The sequence below is a fragment of the Streptomyces sp. NPDC039465 genome (assembly GCF_055639315.1).
This window is the reverse complement of the sequence record NZ_JBVKAP010000016.1, coordinates 39,497-61,865: the sequence shown is the minus strand read 5'-3', so window position 1 is coordinate 61,865 and position 22,369 is coordinate 39,497. Positions and strand designations below refer to the sequence as shown.

Annotated in this window: 21 protein-coding genes and 1 pseudogene; 13 read left to right on the top strand and 9 right to left on the bottom strand. The window is 70.5% G+C overall.

The window, feature by feature from the left end; all coding sequences use genetic code 11:
• Positions 1–112: 112 nt before the first annotated feature.
• The 4 genes from ACZ7LT_RS33425 to ACZ7LT_RS33410 all read left to right on the top strand — a co-directional run bounded on the left by ACZ7LT_RS33425 (position 113) and on the right by ACZ7LT_RS33410 (position 3,334).
• Positions 113–1,009: an RNA polymerase sigma-70 factor gene (locus ACZ7LT_RS33425; protein ID WP_471239853.1), complete on the top strand. Its 897-nt coding sequence runs from the start codon at positions 113–115 to the stop codon at positions 1,007–1,009.
• Positions 1,010–1,066: 57 nt separating this feature from the next.
• On the top strand, positions 1,067–1,474 hold the full coding sequence (locus tag ACZ7LT_RS33420) for a hypothetical protein (protein ID WP_471239852.1): 408 nt from the start codon (positions 1,067–1,069) through the stop codon (positions 1,472–1,474).
• A 137-nt stretch (positions 1,475–1,611) separates the two neighbouring features.
• Positions 1,612–2,040 carry a DUF6223 family protein gene (locus ACZ7LT_RS33415; RefSeq protein ID WP_471239851.1) on the top strand — a complete coding sequence of 143 codons (429 nt, stop codon included), beginning with the start codon at positions 1,612–1,614 and terminating at the stop codon, positions 2,038–2,040.
• Positions 2,041–2,395: 355 nt separating this feature from the next.
• Positions 2,396–3,334: a MerR family transcriptional regulator gene (locus tag ACZ7LT_RS33410; protein ID WP_471239850.1), complete on the top strand. Its 939-nt coding sequence runs from the start codon at positions 2,396–2,398 to the stop codon at positions 3,332–3,334.
• A gap of 336 nt (positions 3,335–3,670) precedes the next feature.
• Here the strand turns inward: ACZ7LT_RS33410 and ACZ7LT_RS33405 are convergent, their stop codons facing one another.
• Positions 3,671–4,051: a VOC family protein gene (locus ACZ7LT_RS33405; protein WP_471239849.1), complete on the bottom strand. Its 381-nt coding sequence runs from the start codon at positions 4,049–4,051 to the stop codon at positions 3,671–3,673.
• 366 nt (positions 4,052–4,417) lie between these two features.
• Between ACZ7LT_RS33405 and ACZ7LT_RS33400 the strand changes: the two genes are divergently transcribed.
• On the top strand, positions 4,418–4,816 hold the full coding sequence (locus tag ACZ7LT_RS33400) for an Imm32 family immunity protein (RefSeq protein WP_471239848.1): 399 nt from the start codon (positions 4,418–4,420) through the stop codon (positions 4,814–4,816).
• Here the strand turns inward: ACZ7LT_RS33400 and ACZ7LT_RS33395 are convergent.
• The gene (locus tag ACZ7LT_RS33395) at positions 4,766–6,022 is read right to left on the bottom strand and encodes an IS110 family RNA-guided transposase (RefSeq protein ID WP_471239847.1); all 1,257 of its coding nucleotides are present in this window, start codon (positions 6,020–6,022) and stop codon (positions 4,766–4,768) included. The genes ACZ7LT_RS33400 and ACZ7LT_RS33395 overlap by 51 nt on opposite strands.
• 717 nt (positions 6,023–6,739) lie before the next feature.
• Between ACZ7LT_RS33395 and ACZ7LT_RS33390 the strand changes: the two genes are divergently transcribed.
• Entirely contained in the window at positions 6,740–7,258 is a 519-nt protein-coding gene (locus ACZ7LT_RS33390; protein ID WP_471239846.1) for an SMI1/KNR4 family protein, read from the top strand.
• A gap of 429 nt (positions 7,259–7,687) precedes the next feature.
• Positions 7,688–8,071, top strand: coding sequence for a hypothetical protein (locus ACZ7LT_RS33385; RefSeq protein ID WP_471239845.1), 384 nt, complete (start codon positions 7,688–7,690; stop codon positions 8,069–8,071).
• 86 nt (positions 8,072–8,157) lie between these two features.
• On the opposite strand, the gene ACZ7LT_RS33380 is transcribed toward ACZ7LT_RS33385, so the two are convergent.
• Positions 8,158–8,295 carry a hypothetical protein gene (locus ACZ7LT_RS33380; protein WP_471239844.1) on the bottom strand — a complete coding sequence of 46 codons (138 nt, stop codon included), beginning with the start codon at positions 8,293–8,295 and terminating at the stop codon, positions 8,158–8,160.
• Positions 8,296–8,423: 128 nt separating this feature from the next.
• The gene (locus ACZ7LT_RS33375; RefSeq protein WP_471239843.1) at positions 8,424–9,851 is read right to left on the bottom strand and encodes an aminotransferase-like domain-containing protein; all 1,428 of its coding nucleotides are present in this window, start codon (positions 9,849–9,851) and stop codon (positions 8,424–8,426) included.
• On the opposite strand from ACZ7LT_RS33375, the gene ACZ7LT_RS33370 reads away from it, so the two are divergent.
• The 3 genes from ACZ7LT_RS33370 to ACZ7LT_RS33360 all read left to right on the top strand — a co-directional run bounded on the left by ACZ7LT_RS33370 (position 9,850) and on the right by ACZ7LT_RS33360 (position 13,519).
• Positions 9,850–11,088, top strand: a complete 1,239-nt coding sequence (locus ACZ7LT_RS33370) for an aminotransferase class V-fold PLP-dependent enzyme (protein ID WP_471239842.1) — start codon at positions 9,850–9,852, stop codon at positions 11,086–11,088. The two genes, ACZ7LT_RS33375 and ACZ7LT_RS33370, sit on opposite strands and share 2 nt — an antisense overlap.
• The gene (locus ACZ7LT_RS33365; protein WP_471239841.1) at positions 11,085–12,455 is read left to right on the top strand and encodes an MFS transporter; all 1,371 of its coding nucleotides are present in this window, start codon (positions 11,085–11,087) and stop codon (positions 12,453–12,455) included. Before ACZ7LT_RS33370 ends, ACZ7LT_RS33365 begins: the two co-directional genes overlap by 4 nt.
• A gap of 596 nt (positions 12,456–13,051) precedes the next feature.
• Positions 13,052–13,519 carry an RDD family protein gene (locus tag ACZ7LT_RS33360; protein ID WP_471239840.1) on the top strand — a complete coding sequence of 156 codons (468 nt, stop codon included), beginning with the start codon at positions 13,052–13,054 and terminating at the stop codon, positions 13,517–13,519.
• Positions 13,520–13,903: 384 nt separating this feature from the next.
• Here ACZ7LT_RS33360 and ACZ7LT_RS33355 read toward each other — a convergent pair whose 3' ends face one another.
• Complete coding sequence (locus ACZ7LT_RS33355; RefSeq protein ID WP_471239839.1) at positions 13,904–14,404, bottom strand: alpha/beta fold hydrolase; 501 nt, start codon at positions 14,402–14,404, stop codon at positions 13,904–13,906.
• Here ACZ7LT_RS33355 and ACZ7LT_RS33350 point away from each other — a divergent pair.
• Positions 14,366–14,800, top strand: a complete 435-nt coding sequence (locus ACZ7LT_RS33350) for a pentapeptide repeat-containing protein (protein WP_471239838.1) — start codon at positions 14,366–14,368, stop codon at positions 14,798–14,800. The genes ACZ7LT_RS33355 and ACZ7LT_RS33350 overlap by 39 nt on opposite strands.
• 155 nt (positions 14,801–14,955) lie before the next feature.
• Positions 14,956–15,459 (top strand): annotated as a pseudogene (locus ACZ7LT_RS33345) (transposase); the annotation flags it as partial.
• 328 nt (positions 15,460–15,787) lie between these two features.
• Here the strand turns inward: ACZ7LT_RS33345 and ACZ7LT_RS33340 are convergent.
• Both ACZ7LT_RS33340 and ACZ7LT_RS33335 read right to left on the bottom strand, forming a co-directional pair.
• Positions 15,788–16,432, bottom strand: a complete 645-nt coding sequence (locus tag ACZ7LT_RS33340) for a LysE family translocator (protein WP_471239837.1) — start codon at positions 16,430–16,432, stop codon at positions 15,788–15,790.
• Positions 16,429–18,024, bottom strand: a complete 1,596-nt coding sequence (locus tag ACZ7LT_RS33335) for a DUF885 family protein (RefSeq protein WP_471239836.1) — start codon at positions 18,022–18,024, stop codon at positions 16,429–16,431. Before ACZ7LT_RS33335 ends, ACZ7LT_RS33340 begins: the two co-directional genes overlap by 4 nt.
• A gap of 96 nt (positions 18,025–18,120) precedes the next feature.
• On the opposite strand from ACZ7LT_RS33335, the gene ACZ7LT_RS33330 reads away from it, so the two are divergent.
• Entirely contained in the window at positions 18,121–19,596 is a 1,476-nt protein-coding gene (locus tag ACZ7LT_RS33330) for an aminotransferase-like domain-containing protein (protein ID WP_471239835.1), read from the top strand.
• Positions 19,597–19,809: 213 nt separating this feature from the next.
• Here the strand turns inward: ACZ7LT_RS33330 and ACZ7LT_RS33325 are convergent, their stop codons facing one another.
• Positions 19,810–20,595, bottom strand: coding sequence for a hypothetical protein (locus ACZ7LT_RS33325; RefSeq protein WP_471239834.1), 786 nt, complete (start codon positions 20,593–20,595; stop codon positions 19,810–19,812).
• A gap of 20 nt (positions 20,596–20,615) precedes the next feature.
• Positions 20,616–22,355 (bottom strand): hypothetical protein, encoded by a 1,740-nt coding sequence (locus ACZ7LT_RS33320; RefSeq protein ID WP_471239833.1) that lies wholly within the window; start codon positions 22,353–22,355, stop codon positions 20,616–20,618.
• Positions 22,356–22,369: the final 14 nt, after the last annotated feature.

The following is a 22,369-nucleotide window of genomic DNA, read 5'->3' as shown; positions in this document are numbered from 1 at the left end:
CCGAGCCCAAGGGCGACCACGACCGACAACTGCCGCAGGCCAAGCACAGCGAGGCCTCGGCCATCGCGGGGCCGGCAGCCTGACCAGGCATTCGAGGAAGAGAGACCGAGAGATGACCGACCACACCACTGACCCGGCGACCGAAGCGTTCGTCGCCCACCGCAACCTGCTGTTCACCGTCGCCTACGAGATGCTTGGATCGGCGGCCGACGCCGAAGACGTCCTCCAGGAGACCTGGCTGCGCTGGGTCAAGGTCGACTTGGGACTGGTCAGCGACCAGCGGGCGTACCTGGTGCGAATCACGACCCGGCAGGCGCTCAACCGGCTGCGCACCATGAAGCGCCGCCGCGAGGCGTACGTCGGCCAGTGGCTGCCCGAGCCGCTGATCACCACTCCGGACGTCGCCGAGGACATCGAACTTGCCGAGAGCATGTCGATGGCGATGATGCTCGTCCTGGAAAGCCTTTCCCCGACCGAGCGGGCGGTGTTCGTGCTGCGCGAGGTCTTCGAGGTCGACTACGACGAGATCGCCGAGGCCGTCGGCAAGAGCCCCGATGCCGTCCGACAGATCGCGCACCGCGCCCGCCGGCACGTCGACGCCCGCCGCCCCCGCAGAACGGCCTCCCTGCGCGAGACCCGGGCGGCCCTGGAGTCCTTCCAGCGCGCCATTGAGACCGGGAACCCGCAGGACCTCCTCGACGTACTCGCCCCCGACGTCGTTCTGCTCAGCGACGGCGGCGGCCTCAAGAGGGCCGCGCTGCATCCGGTCATCGGCGCCGAGAAGGTCGTCCGCTTCTGGCTCGGCGGCTCGGCCAAGGTCGAGGCGACCATCACCTGGGAGCCCGCCGTGGTCAACGGCAGCCCCGCACTCGCCATACGCGTGGGCGGCGAGCTGGACGGCTTCATGGCCGTCCGTGTCGAGGACGCCCGCATCGCCGGCCTCTACTTCGTCCGCAACCCCGAGAAGCTGACCCGTGTCACCTCCGAGACCCCGCTCACTCTGCGCTGACTCCAACGGCTCGGAAGCACCCGCCTATCGCCGCACACCACAAGAGGGGACCACACCATGACCAGACAGACGACGGCCGCCGTGCCGCGCGGCCTCACCTTCCTCAGGACCGCGATAGCCCTGCAGACCCTGACCCTCTTCTTCCAGGCGGCCACCGCCGGCATGCTGCTGACCTCGTCGCACGGCTACCTTCTCCACGACATCGGCTCGAAGGTGATGTACGCAGCCGCCATGCTGTACGTCCTCGCCGCGATCCTGGCCTGGCGCCCGGGCGGCGGCTCCCCCCGCCCCGTCCTGTACGCCACCGGCTTCCTCCTCCTCGCCTCGGCGCAGGTCGCGCTGGGCATCGCCCACGTGCCCTCGTTCCACGTCCCCTTGGGCGTGGTGATGTTCACCCTCAGCACCCTGGCCCTGGTCCCGACACTGTCCCTGCGCTTGCCGCTGCGCCCGGCTGCCAGGACGTAGCCGCCGCCTGGTGAACCGCTGTGGACGGCGATCTCGCCCGTGAATCCAACGGTGAATCCAACGGTGAACTCAACGGTCGCGAGAGCCGTCTCGGTAACGGCCGGTCCAGAACCATTTCGAGAAAGGCAGGACGCCTCATGTCCATTCGATCCGCGTTTGCCCTGACCGCTGCCGTCCTGATCGGCGGTTTCGCGTTCGCCGAACCGGCCGCCGCGGACCCCTCGCTCCAGCCGGTCGCCGCAAGCGTCTACACCGTAAGCGTCGGCCGGGTCGGGGCCTCCCTGTCGGCACTGATCGGCCTCCTCGGCGCGGTGGGCGGCAGCCTGGCCCTGGCCCGCCCCACCAGGCAGGGACACATCGTCAACTGGGCCCGGCGGAACGGAGCTGTCACGGCTCTCGCGGCGGGTCTGATCGCGATGGCCGTCGGCGGGACGGTCGCGGGCACCGCCGATGGCGGTCTCGGCACCGGCAACGGGCTCGGCGGAGCCTACTTCGCCATGGTCCTGGGCCTGATCGCCGTCATCCTCGGCCGGCTGGCCCGCTCCCGTTCCCGCCGAACCCGCTGATCTCATCGCGAACTGTGACCGCCGGGACCCTTTCGGCGTCGTCCTCGTGGGAACTATGGCCAGGCTTCGACGACGGCCCTGCCTCAGGCTGTCCCTGCCGTCCGGAGGGTGATACCCCCGCCGTGTGGCTGGAGCTGCCGCTCCGCTGGGCCGCTGGGCCCCGCGGGGATCTAGGGTGCTGGACATCCGGATGCCGGACACCGCACGGGAGCGCGACGTCCTCGTTCTGGTGGCGGAATACGCTGTCGAACGCCGACATCCGGGGAATTGGCGGGACTTGTGGATGAAGAGTGGTTGACCGGCGGCAGGCATGGCGGCTTGAGTCTCCCGTAGGGGGAGACGCAACGGTGGGGGCATGGACGGCGACACGCTCTACTCGATCGGCGAGCTCGCACGGCGGACCGGTCTCACGGTCAAGACCGTTCGGTTCTACTCTGATCGCGGACTCGTGGCGCCGACAGAGCGCAGCCCGGCAGGCTACCGCCTCTACAACACTGACGCCGTCGCGCGCCTGGACCTCGTGCGGACCTTGCGCGAGCTGGGAATCGACCTTCCCGCGATCCGCCAGATCGTGGATCGGGAGCTCTCGCTTCCCGAGGTCGCCGCGGCGCACGCCGAAGCACTGGCGGTTCAGATCCGCGTCCTGCTCCTGCGGCGTGCGGTGCTGACGGCGGTGGCCGAGCGCGGGTCCACCCCCGAGGAGACAGAACGCATGCACCAGTTGGCCCAGCTCACCGAGAACGAACGCCAACGTCTGATCGGCGACTTCCTCGGTGCCGTCTTCGACGGTTGTGACGCCGCCCCGGCAATCGCAGGGGTCATGCGCTCGATGACCCCGGAGCTGCCCGGCGACGCCGCGGAAGAACAAGTTCAGGCATGGGTGGAGTTGGCCGAGCTTTCCCTGGACCCGGATTTCCGCGCCAGTATGCGGCGGATTATCGAGGACCACGCAGTCGAGCAGGCACGAAGCAACTCGACCGGCCCACGCCGTGACATTGCCGCACTCGTCCGCGACCAGGTCGGCCCGGCCCTGGCGGCTGGAATCGACCCGGCCTCACCCCAAGCCGATCCGATCGTCGCGGCGTTCACAGCGCACTGCGCGCACCTCCTCGGCCGCCCCGACGACGCCAAGCTACCCCGCCACCTGTCGACTCGACTGGCGAGCATGAACGACCCCCGCAGGGACCGGTATTTCCAGCTGCTCGCAGTCGTCAACGGCTGGCCGGCCCCGGAGAACCTGACGCCAGTCCTGGACTGGTCCGTCCAGGCTCTGGACGCCCGGGCGCAGCGATGACAGGGAGGTCGCGGCACGGCGGCCGCGCTCGCCGGCTGCTTGCTGTCCCAGGTCACACTCGCCCTGGACCGGTTGGCCGCCGCGCAGCTGGCCGTCGAGGCGGACCCACAGTCGTACGTGGTGCACGATCTGGTCCGCCTCTACGCCCGCGCCCGGCACTCGGGGAGGGAAGGCCCGAGGAGGCCCTCCCGCGGTTGGAGCGCGCCCCCGCTCTGGCGGTACGGGGCCGGGGTCAACCTGGCCGTCACGCTCGTACGGCGCGGGGACCGCGAGGCGGACCGGCTGCACCGACAGGAACGACGGGAAGGACCGGGGGAGGGGGAAAGGGGTGGAGCGTCAGGCCTCCGGTGCGTTGCGCGGGACGGTCTGCTGAACCGACCAGCCGTTGCCGTCCGGGTCCGAGAAGTAGACGAACGACCCCCAGGGCTGGTCGTCGATCTCGCTGACCTCGATGCCCCGGGCGGTCAGCTCGGTGTGTGCCGCCTCGATGTCCGCGACCACGACCTGCATGTTGTCCAGCGAGCCGGGGGCCATCCGGGTGAGGCCCTTGCCCAGGGCGATCGAGCAGGCCGATCCCGGCGGCGTGAGCTGGACGAAGCGGATCTCCTCGCTGACCGTTACGTCGTGGTCCGTGTGAAAGCCGGCCTGTTCGTAGAAGGCCTTGGCCCGGTCCACGTCCGTGACGGGCACGGCGACCAGCTCCAGCTTGATGTCCATCGTCCGCTCCTCACGGGGCGTCTGCCATGGCCGTTGCCGGCCAGGTGAGCATCATGCTCAGGCAGGCGGGGCGTACCACCAGTGGCCGGCGCTGCGGTGCAGGGAGACCCGACCGCGCTCGATCGCAGCGTACGCGTTGTCGGCACCGCCGGCATCGGCGCGCTGCCCGCGGCCAAGCTGCACACCGTCGGGACGGCCGGCAACGGCGCGCCGCCTTCCGCGCCTCTGGGGGGTGCCCCTATGGGTTTCGTCAAGCGGTGGGTAACGTCCGTGACGGCTGGCCTTGAGCCGGGGAAGCCCGGTTGACCAGGGGCAACGGCTTTGGTCGTTGAGTCTGGCGTTGTGGAACCGAAGGGGTTGTGGCGGATGAGGGTTCTGTTCTTTCCCGATGAGGATGGGGTGGACGTCTCGGGCGGTGCGGCGGAACTCGCCGTCCTGGCCCTCGCCCTCGCCGCGGGGAAGGGTGGCACGGAAACCACCGCCTCGGCTGAACCGAGCTTCGGGGGCACTGAACTGGCTTCGGTCGAGGTGGTGAGCACCAGCGGCCCGGGTGTCCGTATCCGAGTTGACTCGGAGCGCAGCGCTCTACTCATCGAGGGTGACCGGCTGGGCTTGACGGCTCTCGCTGACGAAGTTCAGTCGATTGCGGAGATGGACGACGGCGGGCACCAGCACATCGAGTACTTCCCGGATCACTACTACCTTGTCGCTGGGTCACTGGCCATGGTCGTAAACAGTCCTCATGGCGGCATGCCGACTCGATGAACGACTGATGGCAGTGGCTGGCCGGGGTTCGTAGAAGGTTCCGTCGCGGAGCATCGCGAACAGGACGTCGGCTCGTCGTCGGGCGAGGCAGAGCAGGGCCTGGGTGTGGTGCTTTCCCTGGCTGATCTTCTTGTCGTAGTAGGCCCGCGATGCAGGGTCCCCGAGGGCGGCAAACGCGGAGAGGAAGAAGGACCGTTTGAGCTGCTTGTTCCCCCTCCGGGAGGGCTGTTCGCCGCGGATCGACGACCCTGAACTGCGGGTCGCGGGAGCAAGGCCCGCGTAGGCGGCGAGGTGGCCGGCGGTCGGGAAGGTACTGCCATCGCCGACCTCGATCAGGATCCGTGCTCCGGTCCTGACGCCGACTCCGGGCATCGAGGTCAGGACCTTCGAAAGAGGGTGGGCCTCCAGCAGTTCCTCGATCCGCCCGGCCAGCAGCTTGCGCTGGTCAAGCACAGCGGTCAGCGATCCGGCCAGGCTCGGGACGATCAGCGCGGCCGCCTCGGTCCCTGGAACGGTGACGGTCTGCTCGTCCAACGCGGCGAAGATCTCCTCGACCAGCCGCTCGGCCATCCTCGGAGCCTTCGGGCGTAACAGGGTGACCAGCCGTCGCCGTCCGGCCTTGCGGATCTGGGCCGGGGACCCGAACCGTTCCAGCAGCATCAGGACGGCCGGATGCTGCAACCGCGGCCCCAGCACCCGTTCCAGCGACGGGTGGATCTGGGTCAGCAGGCCGTGGAGCCGGTTGGCGACCCTGGTCGCTTCGCCGGCCAGGTCATCGTCGAAGCCGACGATCATCTCCAGCTCGGCGATCGTCTCGTCCTGGCCGTCGATCGCCCGCAGTGTGTGGGGCATCGCGCGGGCGGCGTCCGCGATGATGAACGCGTCTCTCGCGTCCGTCTTTGCCTCGCCCGGGTAGAGGTCGGCGATCCGTCGCATCGTCAGGCCCGGAAGATAGGCGACCGGGCAGCCCATGTCCCTCGCGACCGCCAGCGGCAGGGCACCGATCGAGGCCGGCTGGTCGACCACGACCAGCACCGTTCCGTGCTTGGCCTGGAGTTTCGCGAACAGTTCGCGGAGCTTGGGTTCGGTGTTGGGCAGGCGCTTGTCGAAGGCTTTCTTCCCGGCCGGGGTGACGGCGGTGGCGTGGTGTTCGCCCTTGCCGACGTCCAGGCCGAGGAAGACGTCGATGTCGCCGGTGTCGATCACGTGCAGGCCCCTCCATCACGCTTTCGTCCGGCCTTGCCACGGCATCGAGCTGCCACATCCACGTTACGGAGAGCTCTTCTGGCCTGGGTGAAGCCGGTGCTCAAGCCCCTCATCAGCGGTCCGTCGATGCCTCCGGACCCGGTGACACCACCCCCCGGATCATCAACAACAAGGGGGGAAGTCATACCGGACCCGAAGGCCGGAGGCCCCATTGCGGAGCCATGGAAAAGGTAACCGGGGGGGCCATCTAAGGGCGCCGACGAGGTCGTGGCGGGGCAGGACCCAGCCGGCTCAGCCATGGGGCCGACGGTCGTGCCGAACCGGTCAGGGATCCCGGTGTGCGTGGCCTGCCTCCGGCCGGAGGACTACCCCGACACCCCGCCGCCGCGGGATGCCCCATCGGCTCCGGCAGTGTTCACGTCACACCGGGTCCCTCCGGTCGGACACGCCGATGCTGAGCTGCCTGCTACGACCGGCCGTCGGTCAACTGGCTGGCGGTGTTCTCGATCCACAGCAGCGTCCACTCGACCCTCGGCTTGCCACCCGGGCCCCTCGCCGGCGTACCGGCCTTCCGCGTTGGCCCGGATGTTGGCCGCGAGGGTGCACACGTCCTTTTGCGGGCCCCGCTGCTGAGCTTGGACACCGGAGAATACGAACCCTGGGCGCCGACCGGGTCACCCTCTCCGTCTGAAAGGTTGCTGTATGTGGGTTCAGCGAGTGCTCGAACTGACCGGGTGGGAGCCGCTCGGGATCTCCGTCGACTGGGCGGCGATCGAGGCAGAGCTGGGGGTTCCGCTGCCGGCGGACTACAAGGAGCTCTACGAGGCGTTCGGTGGCGGCGTCTTCAGTGATTCCGTCTACTTTCTGGGGCGCGGCGAGGACGTCTCGTTCGACTTTCTGACACAGTGGCGGGTCTCCCTGTCGGTCGACCAGGACAGCAAGCTCGGAAGCGTCTCCGCCGTCGATCCCTATGCGATCTACGCGCCGGGCGGCAAGGGGCTGGTCGAGTGGGCCTCCACCGAATGGGCCGACGAGTACTGCTGGCTGATCGATGCCGAGCGGCCCGGCGATTACCCCGTCCTTGCGCGGTCCGATGGCGGCGAGTGGCGCCGGTACGACATGTCCACCTCTGAGTTCCTCTACCGCATCCTTGCCGATGCCGATTTCCGGCCTTTCGGGATCGCGCAGTACGACCTCGGCACGACGTTCAAGCCCGGCTCCAGCAACGGTGAGTGACGGTGCGTTAGGCGGGCGGCAAGGCGACGGTGGACCTTGACGGCGCACTCGTCGTCGCGCACTCGGAGAAGCAGGACGCGGCCCGACCTGGAAGAAGACCGGCGTTCGCTCAGAGCGGCGAGTCGGCTTCCACCGCCGGAGAGCAGCAGGCCGGCGGCGGGCCATCCGAGGCCGTAGCCGACGACGCGCAGGACGCCGAAGGCCGCGGCGTTCGGGTCGCCGGTGGAGCCGATCTGGAAGCGGGCCACCTAAAGGGGATTGACAGATTTGTCCATCGGCGGAGGCACCATCCCGCGCCGAAGGTCAGACTGCCGACCGAGACCGGCAGAGCTCAGCGGACATTGCGGTTGCCTTCGTCTTCCTTCAAGGTCCTTTCCAGCGATCCCGACAACGAACCGGTCGAGGTCAGAGTCATGATGAGGAGACGACATGCGCGTCCGGCAGTTCTCGTACCTGCTCACCACGGGAGCCATATGCCTGCTACTCGGTGCCTGCGGATCCGACGATGGGCAGGAACAGAGACCCAAGAAGGCCACGGACATGATGCCCTGCACCCTCACGGTGATCGACATCAAGCAAGGCGACGATCTTCGAGGCGGTAACCACAGCTACTTCGTGCGCTATCGCGTGCACGTTCCCGGCAAGCCGGACCGCGAGGGCTCGCGAGAACCGGTACTGAACCCCATTCAGGTCGCCCAGATCGTCGCGGTATCCAAGAACTATCCGTGCCAAGTCAGTCGTAGCGACCCAGATCAGGTGCGGATCAACTGGGACAAGCCCCTCCCTGCTTCTCCGTCCCCTACACCCAAGTGACCGCGGTAGCACCGCACTCGGCGTTGGTCCCACACCAGGTCGGGATGGTTTGAGGGCCCGAAGGCGCTACGGCTGGTTCAGGGGGATCAGTCGTGCGGCAGGCCGCCGGACCGGTCATGGCCCGGCAGCTCGGCGAGATGCTCGAGGTGGACGTCAGCGCGGGCCAGGCTGGAACCGCTGCGCGGGAAGCTGATCAGGCTGGCCGACCGCGGCTGGCTGCGCAAACAGCCCGACGCCCGGTTCACCACCCGCCTACGGCAGGCAGAAGTCTCCGCCCAGCTCGCTGAGCGACGGCCGGGGAATCAGCCGTGCCGCCGAGGGGCGGGGGACGGACCATCATGCGGCTCACGCCTCACCCGTCCTGTGGGCCCAGGTCGGCAAGCGCGGCTCCCAGCCGACGCGCACCCTCCGTCAGCTCGGCGTGATCGGCGGTCGCCGCGAACCCGATGCGCAGGTGAGCCGCCGGCGGCTCGGTGGCGAAGTAGCGACTGCCGGCGCTCACGGCGACGCCGCGTTGCCGGGCGGCGCCGGTGAGGATCGTGTCGTCCACGCCCGACGGCAGGCGAACCCACAGGTGCAGTCCGCCCGTAGGCAGCCCGGTCAAGGTCGCACCAGGGACCTCCCGCGTGACCGCGGTGGCCAGTACGGCGCACCGCTCCCGCAGCGCCGTACCGAGAGCGCGGACGTGCCGGTCCCAGGACGGGGAGCTGAGCACTTCCAACGCGGCCTCCTGGAGTGGGCGCGTGACGAAGAAGTCGTCGACCAGGCGCACCGCCCGCATGCGCTCCATGACCGGTCCGCGGGCCACCAGCGCCCCGATCCGCAGGCTCGGTGCGGCGGGCTTGGTGAGTGAGGTGATGTGGACGACCGTGCCGTCGCGGTCGTCGGCGACCAGCGGTCGCGGTACGGCGCCGCCGTGTCCCAGATGCCGCGCGAAGTCGTCCTCGAGCACGAACGCGCCCGAGGCGCGCGCCACATCGAGGATCTGGCGGCGCCGGTCGTGCGCCAGCACGGTGCCGGTCGGGTTCTGGAAGGTCGGCTGGCAGTACAGCAGTCGCGCGCCGCTCATCGCGAACGCGTCGGCCAGCATGTCGGGCCGCAGGCCGTCGGCGTCGAGCGGTACGGGGACGGGCCGCAGCCCGGCGGCGCGGGCGGCGGCCAGGGCCCGGGGATAGGTGGGGGACTCGACCAGGACCGGGCTGCCGGGCCCGGCGATGGCGCGGAACGCGATCGACAGGGCGCTCTGCCCGCCCGCGGTGACCAGTACGTCGTCCGGCGCGACGCTGCCGCCGACGATCCGGGCGAAGACGGTGCGCAGCGCCATCAGGCCGCCGGCCGGGGCGCGGTCCCAGGCGTCCGGACGGCGCGCCGCTCGCGCGAGTGCCGCGCTCAGGGCCCGGGTGGGCTGGAGCGAGCGGTGTACGTAGCCGCCGTCCATCGTGATCGTCCCGGCCGGTGGCGGGCCGAGCGGGTCGGCGATCAGGTGGGTGTCGACGGCGCGGTCGGTGAGGGCGACCGTCTGCCAGTCGGTGTCCGCGTCGCTGCCGCCGACCGTGTCGCGGAGCCGGGTGCGCTGCGCCGCGAACGTACCGCTGCCCGGACGGGTCACCACCGCGCCCTCGGCGGCCAGTGCGGCGATGGCCCGCGCCACGGTCGCCGGGCCGACCCGGTACTGCTTGATCAGTTCCCGGCTGCTCGGCAGCCGGTCGCCGGGCGACAGCCGGGAGACCAGCGCACGGAGACTGTCGGTCAGCTCGACAGAAGTGCTACTGTCATTCATGAGAGACAACAGTAGCGCTTTTGGTCCTGGTCGGGAAGCACTTCAGCTGGACGTCGCCGCCCTGCGCGCCGACACCCCGGGCTGCCGCCAGGTCATCCACTTCAACAACGCCGGCTGTGGACTGCTGGCAGCGCCCGTGACGGACGCGATGGTCGGCCATCTGAACCTCGAAGCCCGGATCGGTGGCTACGAGGCGTCGGCCGCCCGGGCCGCCGAAGTCCGGGAGTTCTACACGGAGATCGCCGCCCTCATCAACACCAGGCCCGACAACATCGCCTTCGCGGGCAGCGCCACCCACGCCTATGCCAACGCCCTGTCCTCGATCCCGTTCGAGCCCGACGACGTCATCCTCACCACCCGCGACGACTTCGTCTCCAACCAGATCGCCTTCCTCTCCCTGCGCAAGCGATTCGGCGTACGCATCGTCCACGCGCCCAACACCCCGGAAGGCGGGGTCGACGTGGAGGCGATGGCCGCGCTGATGCGTACCCACCGCCCCCGCCTGGTGTCCGCCACCCATGTCCCCACCAACTCGGGTCTCGTCTCGCCTGTGGCCGAAATCGGTCGCCACTGCCGTGAGTTGGACCTGCTCTACCTGGTCGACGCCTGCCAGTCGGTGGGCCAGTTCGTCATCGACGTGGAGGAGATCGGCTGCGATTTCCTCACCGCCACCTGCCGCAAGTTCCTCCGCGGCCCGCGCGGCTCCGGATTCCTGTACGTATCCGATCGCGTCCTGCGCGCAGGCTACGAACCGCTGTTCATCGACATGCACGGCGCCCGCTGGACCGAGCCGGGCGGCTACGAGCCCGTAGGGACGGCGGCCCGGTTCGAGGAGTGGGAGTTCCCGTACGCCACGGTGCTCGGCAGCGCCGCCGCGACGCGCTATGCCCGCAAGGTCGGCATCGAGGCCATCGAGCAGCGCACCCCGGCGCTCGCGGCCCGGCTCCGCGACCGGCTCGCACCGATCCCGGGGGTGCGCGTGCTCGACCGCGGCCCGCGTCTCGCCGCGCTCGTCACCTTCGGCATAGCGGGCTGGCAGCCGCAGCCGTTCAAGGCGGCCATGGACGCCCGCGGCATCAACTCGGCGCTCAGTTTCCGTGAGTTCGCACAGTTCGACTTCGGGGACAAGGACGTCGACTGGTGCCTGCGTCTGTCGCCGCACTACTACAACACCGAGGAGGAAGTGGACCACGTCGCGGACGCGGTCGCGGACCTCGCCCGCCAAGGACGGCGATGACCGCCACGCAGACACGGACCGACGAGCCGTCCATGGAGTCCAAGGAACCCACGGAGTCCAAGGAGTCCAAGGAGTCCGAGGAGTCCAAGGAGAGCCTCTGGCGCAATGGCGACTTCCTCAAGTTCTGGCTCGGCGAGACCCTCTCGCTCCTCGGCACCCAGGTCACCAACCTCGCCCTGCCCCTCACCGCCATCATCGCCTTCAACGCCACCGACGAGCAGGTCGGCATCCTGCGCTTCCTGCAGCTCGTCCCGTACCTCGGGCTCGCCCTGGTCTTCGGGGTGTGGGTGGATCGGGCCCGACGGCGGCGGATCATGCTCGGAGCCAACCTCGTCCGCATGATCCTGCTGGCTCTCGTCCCCGTCCTGTACTGGACGGACGCGCTCGGCATGGGCTCGCTGCTGGTGATCGCCTGCGCCGTCGGCGTCGCCTCGGTGCTGTTCGACGTGAGCTGGATGTCGTACGTACCCACGCTCGTACGCGACCCCAAGCACTATGTGGAAGCCGGCGCCAAGATGGGGGTGAGCTCATCGGCGGCGGATGTGGCGGGACCCGGACTGGCGGGCGTCCTGATCGGCGCCCTGACCGCGCCCATCGCGCTGATCGTCGACGCCTGCTCCTATCTGGTGTCCATGATCTCGCTGCTGCTCATCCGCACGCCCGAGCCCCGTCCCGAACCGCCGGCCGCACGGCGGCACCTGCCGACCGAACTCCGGGACGGCTTGCGATGGGTGCTGAAGAACCCGGTCCTGCGGTCGCTGGCCCTGATCGGGTTCTGCTGCAACTTCTCCATGATCACCGTATGGACGATGTTCCTGCTGTACGGAACACGCGACCTGCACCTGGACTCGACGACCCTGGGCGGCATCTTCGCCACCGCCTCCGTGGGCGGCCTGATCGGCGCGGCGATCTCCCGCAAGGTCATCCGGCGCTTCCGGCTCGGCCTTGTCTATCTCGTCGCGCAGTCGGCCCTCCTCATCGGCCCGACGCTGATCGTCCTGGCCACCGGCCCCCGGCCGGTGATGGTGGGGATGTTCGTGCTCTCCTTCTTCACCACCTACCTCGGACTCGGCGTCGCAGGCGTCGTCATTGTCAGCCTGCGCCAGGCCAGTACCCCGCAGTCGATGATGGGCCGGATGACGGCGGTCTTCCGCACCCTGCTGTTCGGCGGCGGTGCACTCGGCGGCCTGTTCGCAGGCCTGCTGTCCGGCTGGATCGGCGCCCGGGGGGCACTGACGGTGGCGGCGATCGGCTCCGCCGCCGTGCTGATCGCGCTCGTCCTGTCTCCGGTGAGCCGACTACGTGACCTGCCGTCGGCACCGGACGAGCCCGTCACGGCGCCAGCGGGCCGGCCGGCCGCCGGCTGACACGGAGAACGTCGAAGGGTCCCACCCCTGTAAGCGGTGGGGCCCTTCGACAGAGTGCGACGCCGCCGAGGAGTGACCGGCCGCCGCCGGGGCAGCCAGCCCCGGCGGCGTCCTCGCTCAGCGACGCCGCGCCGTCCGCTGGACGCCGGGGGTCGGGCACCGGACCCTGCCCCATCCTCGACGCGAGCTCCGGCCCGACGGGTTACGCCCGCCGTTGAGCACGCGGCCGCCACCGACGTCCACTCGGCCAAGCCCCTTACCCCAGGAGGCAGGCCCGCTGGTGACCTCGGTACCGGGGCCTGTGCGCTCGACCTTCCCAACATCAGACGGACGTTCTGTAGGCTCAGGCCCCGGGCCCGTCTGGCTCCGGCGCGGCATCGGCGCAGCTGGGGCGGCCGATGCGGCATCATGCAGGCATGAACACGTCACGGGGGAACCAGTCTTACCCGTCCTACCAGCAGCCGCAGCAGTATCCGCCTCAGGCGCCGCAGCCGCAATCGCCGTACAGCCAGGGTGCGTACGGGGGTCCGTATCCGCAGCAAGCCCCGTACGGAACGCAGCCCCCGCCGTACGGTCACCCGCCCACAGCGCCCACCGTGCACGGGCATGCCTGGGTGCGGGTTCCGCGGCCCGCAGGGGAGGGACGACGCCTCCTCGCCGTCACGGTAGACCTGTTCGCCGTGGTCGCTCCGGCCTATGTGGTCATGCGCGGTGAGGACGGCCGCCCGCTCACCGCGCTCGTACTCCTTCTCGGCCTGTCCTTCGTCAACCAGGTGCTGCTGACGTACGCGCTCCGGGCCAGCATCGGCAAGCTGGTCACGGGGATCCGGGTGATCCGTGCTGCCGACGGCAGGCGGCCCGGGTTCTGGCGGACGGTGTACCGGTGGCTGTCGGGGCTGTGCTGGCTGCCGCTCCAGCCGTACTACGGGCTACGGGCATTCTTCCGCGGCGTGGGCGGCGGCGGCCCCGCCCGCGGCACGGTGGTCGACAACGACGACGGCGAGCTCTACCACGGCGACCTGGCCGGACTCCGGTACGCCCGCCGCAGGGATCTGGCCGGCTGAACCCCGTGCGGCTGGGAGCGGCTTGCCGAGCCGGTCCAGATGCCGGCGGGTGAAGCCGGGACCGTTGGAATCGTCGGGGGCGCCGAAGCCGCCCAGGCGCCGGCCGTCACCGCCGGATGCAAGCTCACCGGCGGGGCCTGGGTCGGCAGGACAGGGTTGGCCGCGGCATGCAGTGCCGAGCCGGGGATCGTGAGCCGGCGGAGGAGCTCCTCGGAGGGCAGCCGAGGGTCTCGTAGCACCATGTGCCCACGTGCGGCCTCCGGCTCATGGGCCCGAGGCGTTGCACAACGCCGGGGGCCTGTCGGCCGGTTCTCAGGTCGAAGCGCGCGATCCTCCAGCGGAATATCGCACGGTCATTGTTGTGAATCGTTGATGGTCCGCGTGTCAGGGCAGGTGTGACAGCAGTAGCTTGGTGAGACGTTCGGGTGTACGGAGTGGCAGGTAGTGGTCGGCGTCCGGGATCGTCTCGCCGCAGGCGCCGGGGATGTCGGTGACAAGTCGTTCGGCGATCACCGCAATCTCTGGGTGGTCGTGGTCGCCGTGGATGACCAGCGTCGGCGCGGCGATGTCTCCGAGGTGTGGTTCGGCATCACGGCCCGCGGAGACAACGCAGTGCTGTTCGCTCACAAGTCGCCGCTCGGCGTTCGAGGCGACCATCGTCTCGATGAGCTCTCCTCCGGGAGCCGTACGGCCCATGGCTGCCCAGATCGTCAGTTCCAGCTCGGCCAGAGTGGCCGTCTCACGCTCGCGCCGGGCCGCGGCATAGGCCGACAACTCGGGACTGTGCGGCCAGACGTGACCGCTGACCGAGGCACCGACCAGGGCCAGTGCGGTGACGCGCTCCGGGTGGGCGAGGGCGAAGTCCAGGGCGGTCTCCCCGCCCATGCTCAACCCGACCAGGGAACTTCGATCCTGCGCCAAGTCCGCTGCATCGAGGCCGACCTGCGGGGCGCACGCCTGGTCAAGGCCGACTTGCGTGAGGGGGATTTCTCCCGCACGGACCTGCGGGAGGCAAATCTGCGTAAGGCTCGTGACCAGGGCGCTGTATTCGTCGGTGCGGATCTGCGGTTGGCCGACCTGCGGGGACGCGACCTCAGCGGTGCCGACTTGCGGCAGACGAAGCTGGAAGGGGCGCTGGCGAGCGATCGCACGGTCTGGCCGGTCGGCTTCGATGTCCAGGGGGCCGGCATCGTCATCACCGCCGATCCTGGCGCCGAACCGGACAATCTGCTGCCGGCTGCCGCGATCACCAGGGACGTGCCGCCTCTGCAATCTGCCTGATGCCTTGACTGGACAGGCACGCCGATGTGATCAGTCAGGCTGCGTGGACGATGGACGTCCTCCCCGGCGGACGCGTTCCACGCATGTGGGCGTGCTCGCGGTGTTGGGCGGCCAGCGCACGGGCTGACCGGCCCCAGCACTAGGGCGTGTCCGATGGGTCCGTGGCCCGACGCCCACCTGCCCTGCTGGTCACCCCGGGTCAGTGGGGTGACGGCCCGCAGATGATTTCCGTTCTGGGACAGCTGCGCGTGCCGAGACCTGCTGGCGGACACCCGCGCACCCGCCCCGACTCCCTGAGCGCAAACATGGCGTATTCGTCGCGTCTCAACCGGCGTTACCTGCGACGACGCCAGATCCGGCACATCATTCCCGAGCGTCGCGACCAGCGGACTCACCGCCGCAACCGCCGCAACCGCCGCAACCGCGGCAGCGCAGGCGGCAGGCCCGCTGGCTTCGACCGTGAGGTGTACGCACGCAGGAACGAAGTCGAGAGGTGCGTCAACGCACTCAAGAACTTCAGGGCCGTAGCAACCAGGTACGACAAAAGAGCGTACGTATTTCAAGGAACGGTCACGGTCGCAGCGATTCGTCACCCGGCTGCGCCTGGCCCATTGAACACGCCCCCGGGAACCGAGGGGGCGGACCCGCCCCCACCGTGACCTCGCAGCACCACCACACAGCCCCCGCCGGCACGGCCCAGCAACGGTGCCGCCGCCTCCAGCTCACGCGCCGCCGAGACACTCCGAGATGTCTGGTGAACCCATTGGAGGCGAGAGCGACCGCCGTGGGAAGGTCCCCTTCCGCGTGTGCAGCCCACACGGCCTCCCCCTGCTCCCGGTACTCCTTGGTTGCGAGGGTGGCAGACAGGCCTGCGGACTCCGGGGCCGGCTCGCGGGTCAGGGGCGACGGTGGTGCGCTCGGGGTGGCGAGCGTGTAGTGGACGGGGAGGCCGGGTCCGGGCGCTGTGTTGGCGCCCGACGGCTGCCGTCAGCTGAACACGGCGGCGGCCGCGAGCCCGAGGTAGACCAGGGCGACGAGGTACCGGGCCCTGCCTCGGCCCGGCTCTGCGCGGCCGCGCAGCCTTCTCGCGAGTGCGCCGGCGGTAGCCGCGTACCCCAAGTCCATAGCCAGCGCGACCGTGAAGGTGATCGCGGCGAGTATCAGCAGTTCCGTGCGGGCCTGTGCACCGCTGGCATCCTGGCTCACCCACTGTGGCAGGAAGGCCAGGAAGAAGAGCATGACCTTCGGGTTGAGGACATTGACGAGGATCCCTTCGCGGTAGACGCTCCAGAGCCTCCTGGGGACGGGCTGGGCCGAGTTGCCGGGCGGGCCGGTGCCAGTGCCGGTGAGGGAACGGATTCCGAGGTAGAGAAGGTAGGCGGCGCCGAGCAGGGTGAGGGCTTTCAGTGCTGCCGGTTCGGCGGAGACGAGTGCCGCGACTCCGAAGGCGGTGGCGAGGGCGTGTATCAGGGTGCCGGTCTCCACCCCGAGTGCCGAGACCATCCCGGCGCTGGTGCCTTGGGCGATGCTGCGCGTGCAGATGTAGACGAGGTTCGGTCCGGGTAGGCCTACGAGGGCGGCGGACGCGCCCACGAAGAGCAGCAGCTGCTGTGGGTCGGAGAGGACGCTCATCGCTGGTCCGCTTCGAGCAAGGCCGGCAGCAAAGTCAGTGGTGGCGCGCCCAGGTTGAGCAGCGCCGTGTGGAAGCGCGTGTGGGTGAATCCGGGCCCCCAGCGCTGTCGGGCCTGGTCACGCAGGTCGAGGATCGCGAACTTCCCCCGGGTGTAGTCGCCTGCCTGGGGGTCGAGCAGGCAGCGCGTGGCCTGCTGCGTGGCGAGTGCCGGAGGGGTGTGCGCCTCTGCTTCGAACCGGGCGGCCGCCTGTCGGTGGGTGAGTTCTCCGGTGTGCAGCCCGATGACGCAGGCCAGGCGTGTCAGGCGCAGCAGTGCGTCGCGGGCGACGGCCGCGGTGTGCCGGGGGTCGCCGTCACCGAAGCCCGCCTCCAGGACCATCTCCTCGCTGTAGTGTGCCCAGCCTTCGCTGGTCGCGTACGACTGCAGGCTGCGGCGCACTTCACTCGGGACGTGGCGCAGGATCCGGCGGTGTGCCAGGTGTCCTGGGGCGACCTCGTGCACGGCGATGTTCAGCAGCTGGTGGCGGCTGTACGTGCGCAGCCAGGCGTCGCGGTCCCGGGCCGGCCAGTGCTCTGGGGGAAGGCGGACCCGGAACCAGCCCGGCCTGTCCGGCTCCCCTGGGGCGGCGGTCGTCATGGTCGCGACCTCGTGACTCTGTGACTCGGGGAGAAGGCCGACCCGGCATGTGAAGTGCCCGCCGGGTATCAGTTGGGTCCTGTCGGCCCAGTCGGTGACGGTCTTGACCGCCTCGCGGGTGGCGGCCAGCAGGTCGAAGGCGGTGGGGTGGTCGTCGTCCAGGTGGTGCAGTGTCGTGGCCACGTCGGCGCTGGGGTCGATGCGGCGGCAGGCCTCCTCCAGCAGCTGTGTGAGGCGCTCTCGTTCCGTTTCGGCGCGTACGGCCAGGCTCTCGAGGTCGACCTCGCTGCCTTCGGTGGCCGCCAGCATCCGGGTGAGGCCGTCCTTGCCCAGTACCTGTGAGGCGCGCTCGGCCTGAGTCGTTGTCCGCAGGTGGGCTTCGAGGCGCTCGAGCGCTTCAGCGGCCCGCCGTTCTCGGGAGGTCGTCTCCTGTTCGGGGCGGGTCAGCTGGTGCCGCAGGCCCTGGACTGCGGGCAGGGCGGCGCGGGCCTGCTCCGCGGGGACGAGGTCGAGTGTGGTCACGGCGGCGGCCACCAGGTCGGGCCAGGCATCGAGGTGGTCCCGTCGGGCGCGCGCCCGCTCGGTCTTGGGCGCGTAGTCGTTCTCGTAGCCGCTCAGGTCCAGGTTGTCGATGTGCAGGTACGGGTCTCGGCGGTGCATTTGGAGGTCGCCGAAGCGTAGCGACAGTGCGTACTCGAAGGCCTGGAGCGTCGCCTCGTCGAGCGGGTCGTGCGCCTGTGCCGGGGTGTCCGGGCGGTTGGGCTGCGGTGCGCTGGGGTGGGCGGCGGCGGCGATGGCCGACAGTGCGCGGCGTATGCCTGCCTCGGTGAGGTCTTGGGGGCGGCCGTCGTATTCGTGGCGTCCGGCGTCGTTGCGTGCGGCCGGCACGGACGCGTCGAGGACGGCACGGAGGCGGGCCGAGGTGGCCGGAGTGACTGAGGTGACTGGCGGCATCGGGGCGTTCTCCTCGGGGCGGATAGGGTCAAGTGGTAGGCCTGGGACCAGCCAATCCGGGGTTGGGGAAGGCCACACGATCCAATGGGGGCTGAAGTGGACCTTTCGCGGAATCCGGAACTGCTGGTGGAGCTCTTGCCGGACGGGTGGGCGGGGAGCGGGGCCCTGTTCCGCGGGCTCGCCGCCGCGCTGCGCCGCCTCGTCGACGAAGGTGAGCTGGCGCCAGGCGTCCGACTGCCTTCGGAGCGCGGGCTCGCTGCCGCGCTCGCGTTGAGCCGCTCGACCGTCGTGGCCGCCTACGACGAGCTGCGGGCCGACGGCACCCTTGCCAGCAGGCGGGGCAGTGGCACCCGAGTGGCCAGAAGGGCGGGGGGCGGGCGCCGCTTGGGGCACGAACTGCGGCGGGGGCAGGCCGATTCGGTCTTCGCACGGCTCTCTCACGGTCCGGGCAGCGTGATTTCCATGGCGTACGCCGCGGATGCGGGCGCACCCGAACTCGCCGAGGCTCTGCGCGACGTGGCGGCGGATGACCTCCCCCACCTGCTCTCCGACGCCGGCTATCACCCGCGGGGGCTGTACGCGCTGCGTGAGCAGATCGCCGTCCACATCAGCATGCTGGGGCTGCCCACCTCGCCCGACGAGGTGGTGGTGACGACGGGGGCGCACCAGGCCATCGCCCTGACCGCCCAGATGTATCTGCGGCCGGGCAGTACTGTCGTGGTCGAGTCCCCCAGCTGGCCCGGCTGCTTCGACCTGTTCTCCGCGCACGGCGCCCGGACGGTCGGTGTGCCGCTCGACGAGGAGGGAATGCGGCCGGACCTGCTGGCCGCCGCTCTGGCCGAGCACGAGCCGGACCTGTTGTTCGTCATGCCGAGCTTTCACAACCCCACCGGCGGGCTGATGAGCGCGTCCCGTCGCCGCCGCATCGCCGAGCTGGCCCGGCAGCACGAGGTGGCCGTCGTGGAGGACCTCGCCTACTCGGGGCGCATCGGCACCCGGGGCGAGCTGCCGCCCCCTCTGGGGGCCTTCGTTCCCCGGGACGGTGAGGTACTGACCATCGGTTCACTGTCGAAGTCGGTGTGGGGCGGGCTGCGGGTGGGCTGGCTGCGCGCGGAGGAACCCGTCGCAGCGCGGTTCGCCCGCCACAAGGCGCTGGCCGATCTCGGCACCCCCGTCCTCGACCAGGCCGTCGCCGTCCGGCTGCTGCCCCGCCTCGCCGAACTCGAGCAGACACAGGCCCAGTCCGCCGCCCGCCGGCTGCGCCACCTGACCGGACTGCTGGAGCAGTCGCTGCCGGACTGGAGGTGGGAGCCTCCCGTCGGGGGGTCAGCTCTGTGGATCGAGCTTCCCGGAGCCGATGCCGGCGCGTTCGCGCAGGTCGCGCTGCGCCACGAGGTCGAGGTGGTGGCGGGACGGACCACCGACCCCAGTGGCCGCCACGACTCCTTCATCCGTCTCCCCTTCACCTACCCGCCGGACGTCCTGACCGAAGCGGTCCACCGGCTGACCCGGGCCTGGGCCGACTTCCGCCGACACGGCCCCGCCCCTGAACAGGGAGCCCCGCTGGTCTGAACCCGTTCCCTGGAGCCTGGAGCCTGGAGCCGGTCGAGCAGCGCTTGATGTAGCCATGCCGAACGCGCCGGCGCTGAACGCCAGCTGTAGCGCCCCACAAACGTATGGGGACGTCGCTGCCCCCTCCCCCGCCTCCGCTGCCGAACACCGTGTGGATGGTGGCTGGTGCGCGCGGGCTCGGACAGCGAGCCACGCATGCGCTGCCGCCTGCCCTCACAGCGCCACGACGATGACAGCGTGCTCGTCGGGTACGCGGTCGCGGTGCCAGGTGGCCGCGCGGACGGCGGCTCGCAGTCGGTCTGATTCCCAGGTTCGAAGCGACGCCCCGGACACGGCCATCCACCAGCCGCTGAGGGTCGGCGACGGAAGCCTCGGGATCTCGTCAAGGATCTTCACCCGTATCAGCCGCTCGACCGCCGCCCGATCGCGGTCGTCGAGCGCGTCGGCGCCGCCGCCCGCCACCAGCGCCGCCATCGCGCCCCGCCGGATCCTCGGGGACGCGGCCGGGTCGCGGCGCAGGGAGCGCAGCCGCGGTCGGAAGGAGTCGTGCAGCAGGCGGGCGTAGTCGGATGCCTTGTAAGGAATGAGGCGGCCGCCGGCGAAGCGGCCCACCAGGGCCGTCAGTCCGGCGTCGGAGTCCACCCGCAGCCTGACGAGCCCCTGGAAGCCGTCGCCCGACTTCCCGTAGTTCGGATCGGCCGCCAGGGCCGCGTACTGGTCGGCGGAACGCTCGTCGAACACCCCCAGGAGCCGGCCCGCCGCCCAGTCCCGCACCTCCTTCCGACGCCAGGCCGCCAGTAGGGCGTCGAAGGCCGGCGGGCCGATGCGCCTCAACACCCGCATGACCGGCTCCAGATCAGCGGTCCGCTGCGTATCGGCCAGACCCCGCAGCAGCGTCGGCACCACGCTGTCGGCCTGCTCCGCCAGCCGTGCGGCGGCTGCCTCCACGCGCACGTCGTCGTCGCTGTCCAGGTCCTCGAGAAGGGATTCGATCTTCATGCGTTGCTCGCCCCACGCCGTCACAGACCCAGCGGCGGCAGCTCGCGGGAGGAGTCCGCGGGGTCGTCGCGGAGCGACTCGCGCAGAGCCGAGCGCAGGGAGCGCTTGGCGACGACTCGCGCCTTGGGCACGCCGGCCAGGATCTCGTACCCCTCGCCGTACTCCGCGGGCAGCGCCGGCAGGCCGAGCGCCGCGAGAGTGGCGTCGAGCGGGGCGCGGTCCGTGCCGGGGTTGCGCAGTGCGGCACAGACGAGCCGCTCGTCGGCCTTGGGAAAGGCCGACGAGAGGACGGCGGCGGTCTCGGCGGCCTCCTGCTGTGCCGGGATTCCCTCAGGTCCTTGCCACGAGTGCGTCGTCAGCACTTTGCGGTTGCGCACCAGACTCAGGCCGTACCGGTCGACGTACCGGGACACAACGAGTACGGGCCAGGGCTCGCCGGTCGTGAACGACCGGGCGAGACGCACGAGGTCGCCCTCACCGAGCAGGGCGCGGCGCAGGCCGCGCCGCCCGCCGCGCTCGCTGACGTCCGGTTCCTGCGAGGGGGCGGTCTCGACGAGCGTGATGCCGGTGCCGGGCAGCGGCGCCATGCGGTAGGCGACGCCGGTGAGCAGCACGGCCTCGGCGACCTGGGCGACCGTCGCCGGCACCAAGGCGAGCTCCCGGCGCGCGCCGCCCGCGTCCGCGGCGGTGACGGCGGCCTCGGGCTGGGGCACCGTGCCGCCGAAGAAGGGGGTGTCCTGGGCCACTTGGGCGCGGACACCCTTGCGGAACTCCAGGAACGCCGGCAGTCCGCCGAGGTACGCCCACGGGAAGGCGGTGACGTGCCGTCCGATGGCCCGGAAAACCTCCAGGATCTCGTCGGCGGGCCGGCCATCACGGATCAACGCCCAGGCCAGGTGGTTGCGTACGGAGGCCAGGTGTGGATCGCCGGCGGGGTGCGCCGCCGAGAGGGCGCGGGAAGCGGCTATGGCGGCGTCCACGCGGTCTTGGCCGATCGGGCCGTACTTGGTTGCCGCGTCGCCGTCCAGGCTTTCGTCCAGAATGAGTTCGGAGAGGGCCACGACCGTCAGCCCGCGCAGCCGGTGGCCCTCCGGACTCGCGGCCGCGACGCGCTCGGCGTACGCGAACATCTCCTCGTGGGAGCCGTACCACTTCGCGGCGAGGAACTGCACGGCGCGTGCGTGGGCTGACCAGTTGTGGGGGTCGATCGCCAGGGCGCTCGCGAGATGGTCCTCGAAGTCCTCACGGGCCGCCGCGGCCCCGGTGTCGTGCGCGAGGACGGCGGCCCACGGCGTGGGGTCACCCTGGTTCAGAGCGACCGCCTCCTCCAGGACCGGCACGGCGTCGGCGAGGAGCGCGCGGAAGCCGGCGAACTGCTCGGCCGAAACCTCCGAGGCCCGCGCCGCGGTCCGTACCGACCAGGCCCGGGCGACGGCCGCCTCGGCGCGGACGAGAGCCAGGTCGCGGTCGCCGGGTTTCCGAGCGGACCAATCCTCCAGCTGGCCGGGGCTGTCGAGCAGGACGTCCGCGAGCGCCCGGGCGGCCTCGGCCCTGGCGCTCCAGTCAGCCTCCGCGCGCGTGGCCGCGAGCAGCTCCTCCGCGGGGGCGTACCGGCCCTGGCGGACGGCATCGCAGGCCGCCCGCACACGCGGGCCCGGGGCGTCGAGCGCCACCTCGTCGTCGGCCGGAAGACCGACCGCGGTCGCGCCGTAGTGCCGCAGCATCCGAGGCACTGCCAGCAGACCGGGAAGACGTCCCATTGAGGTTCCTCACA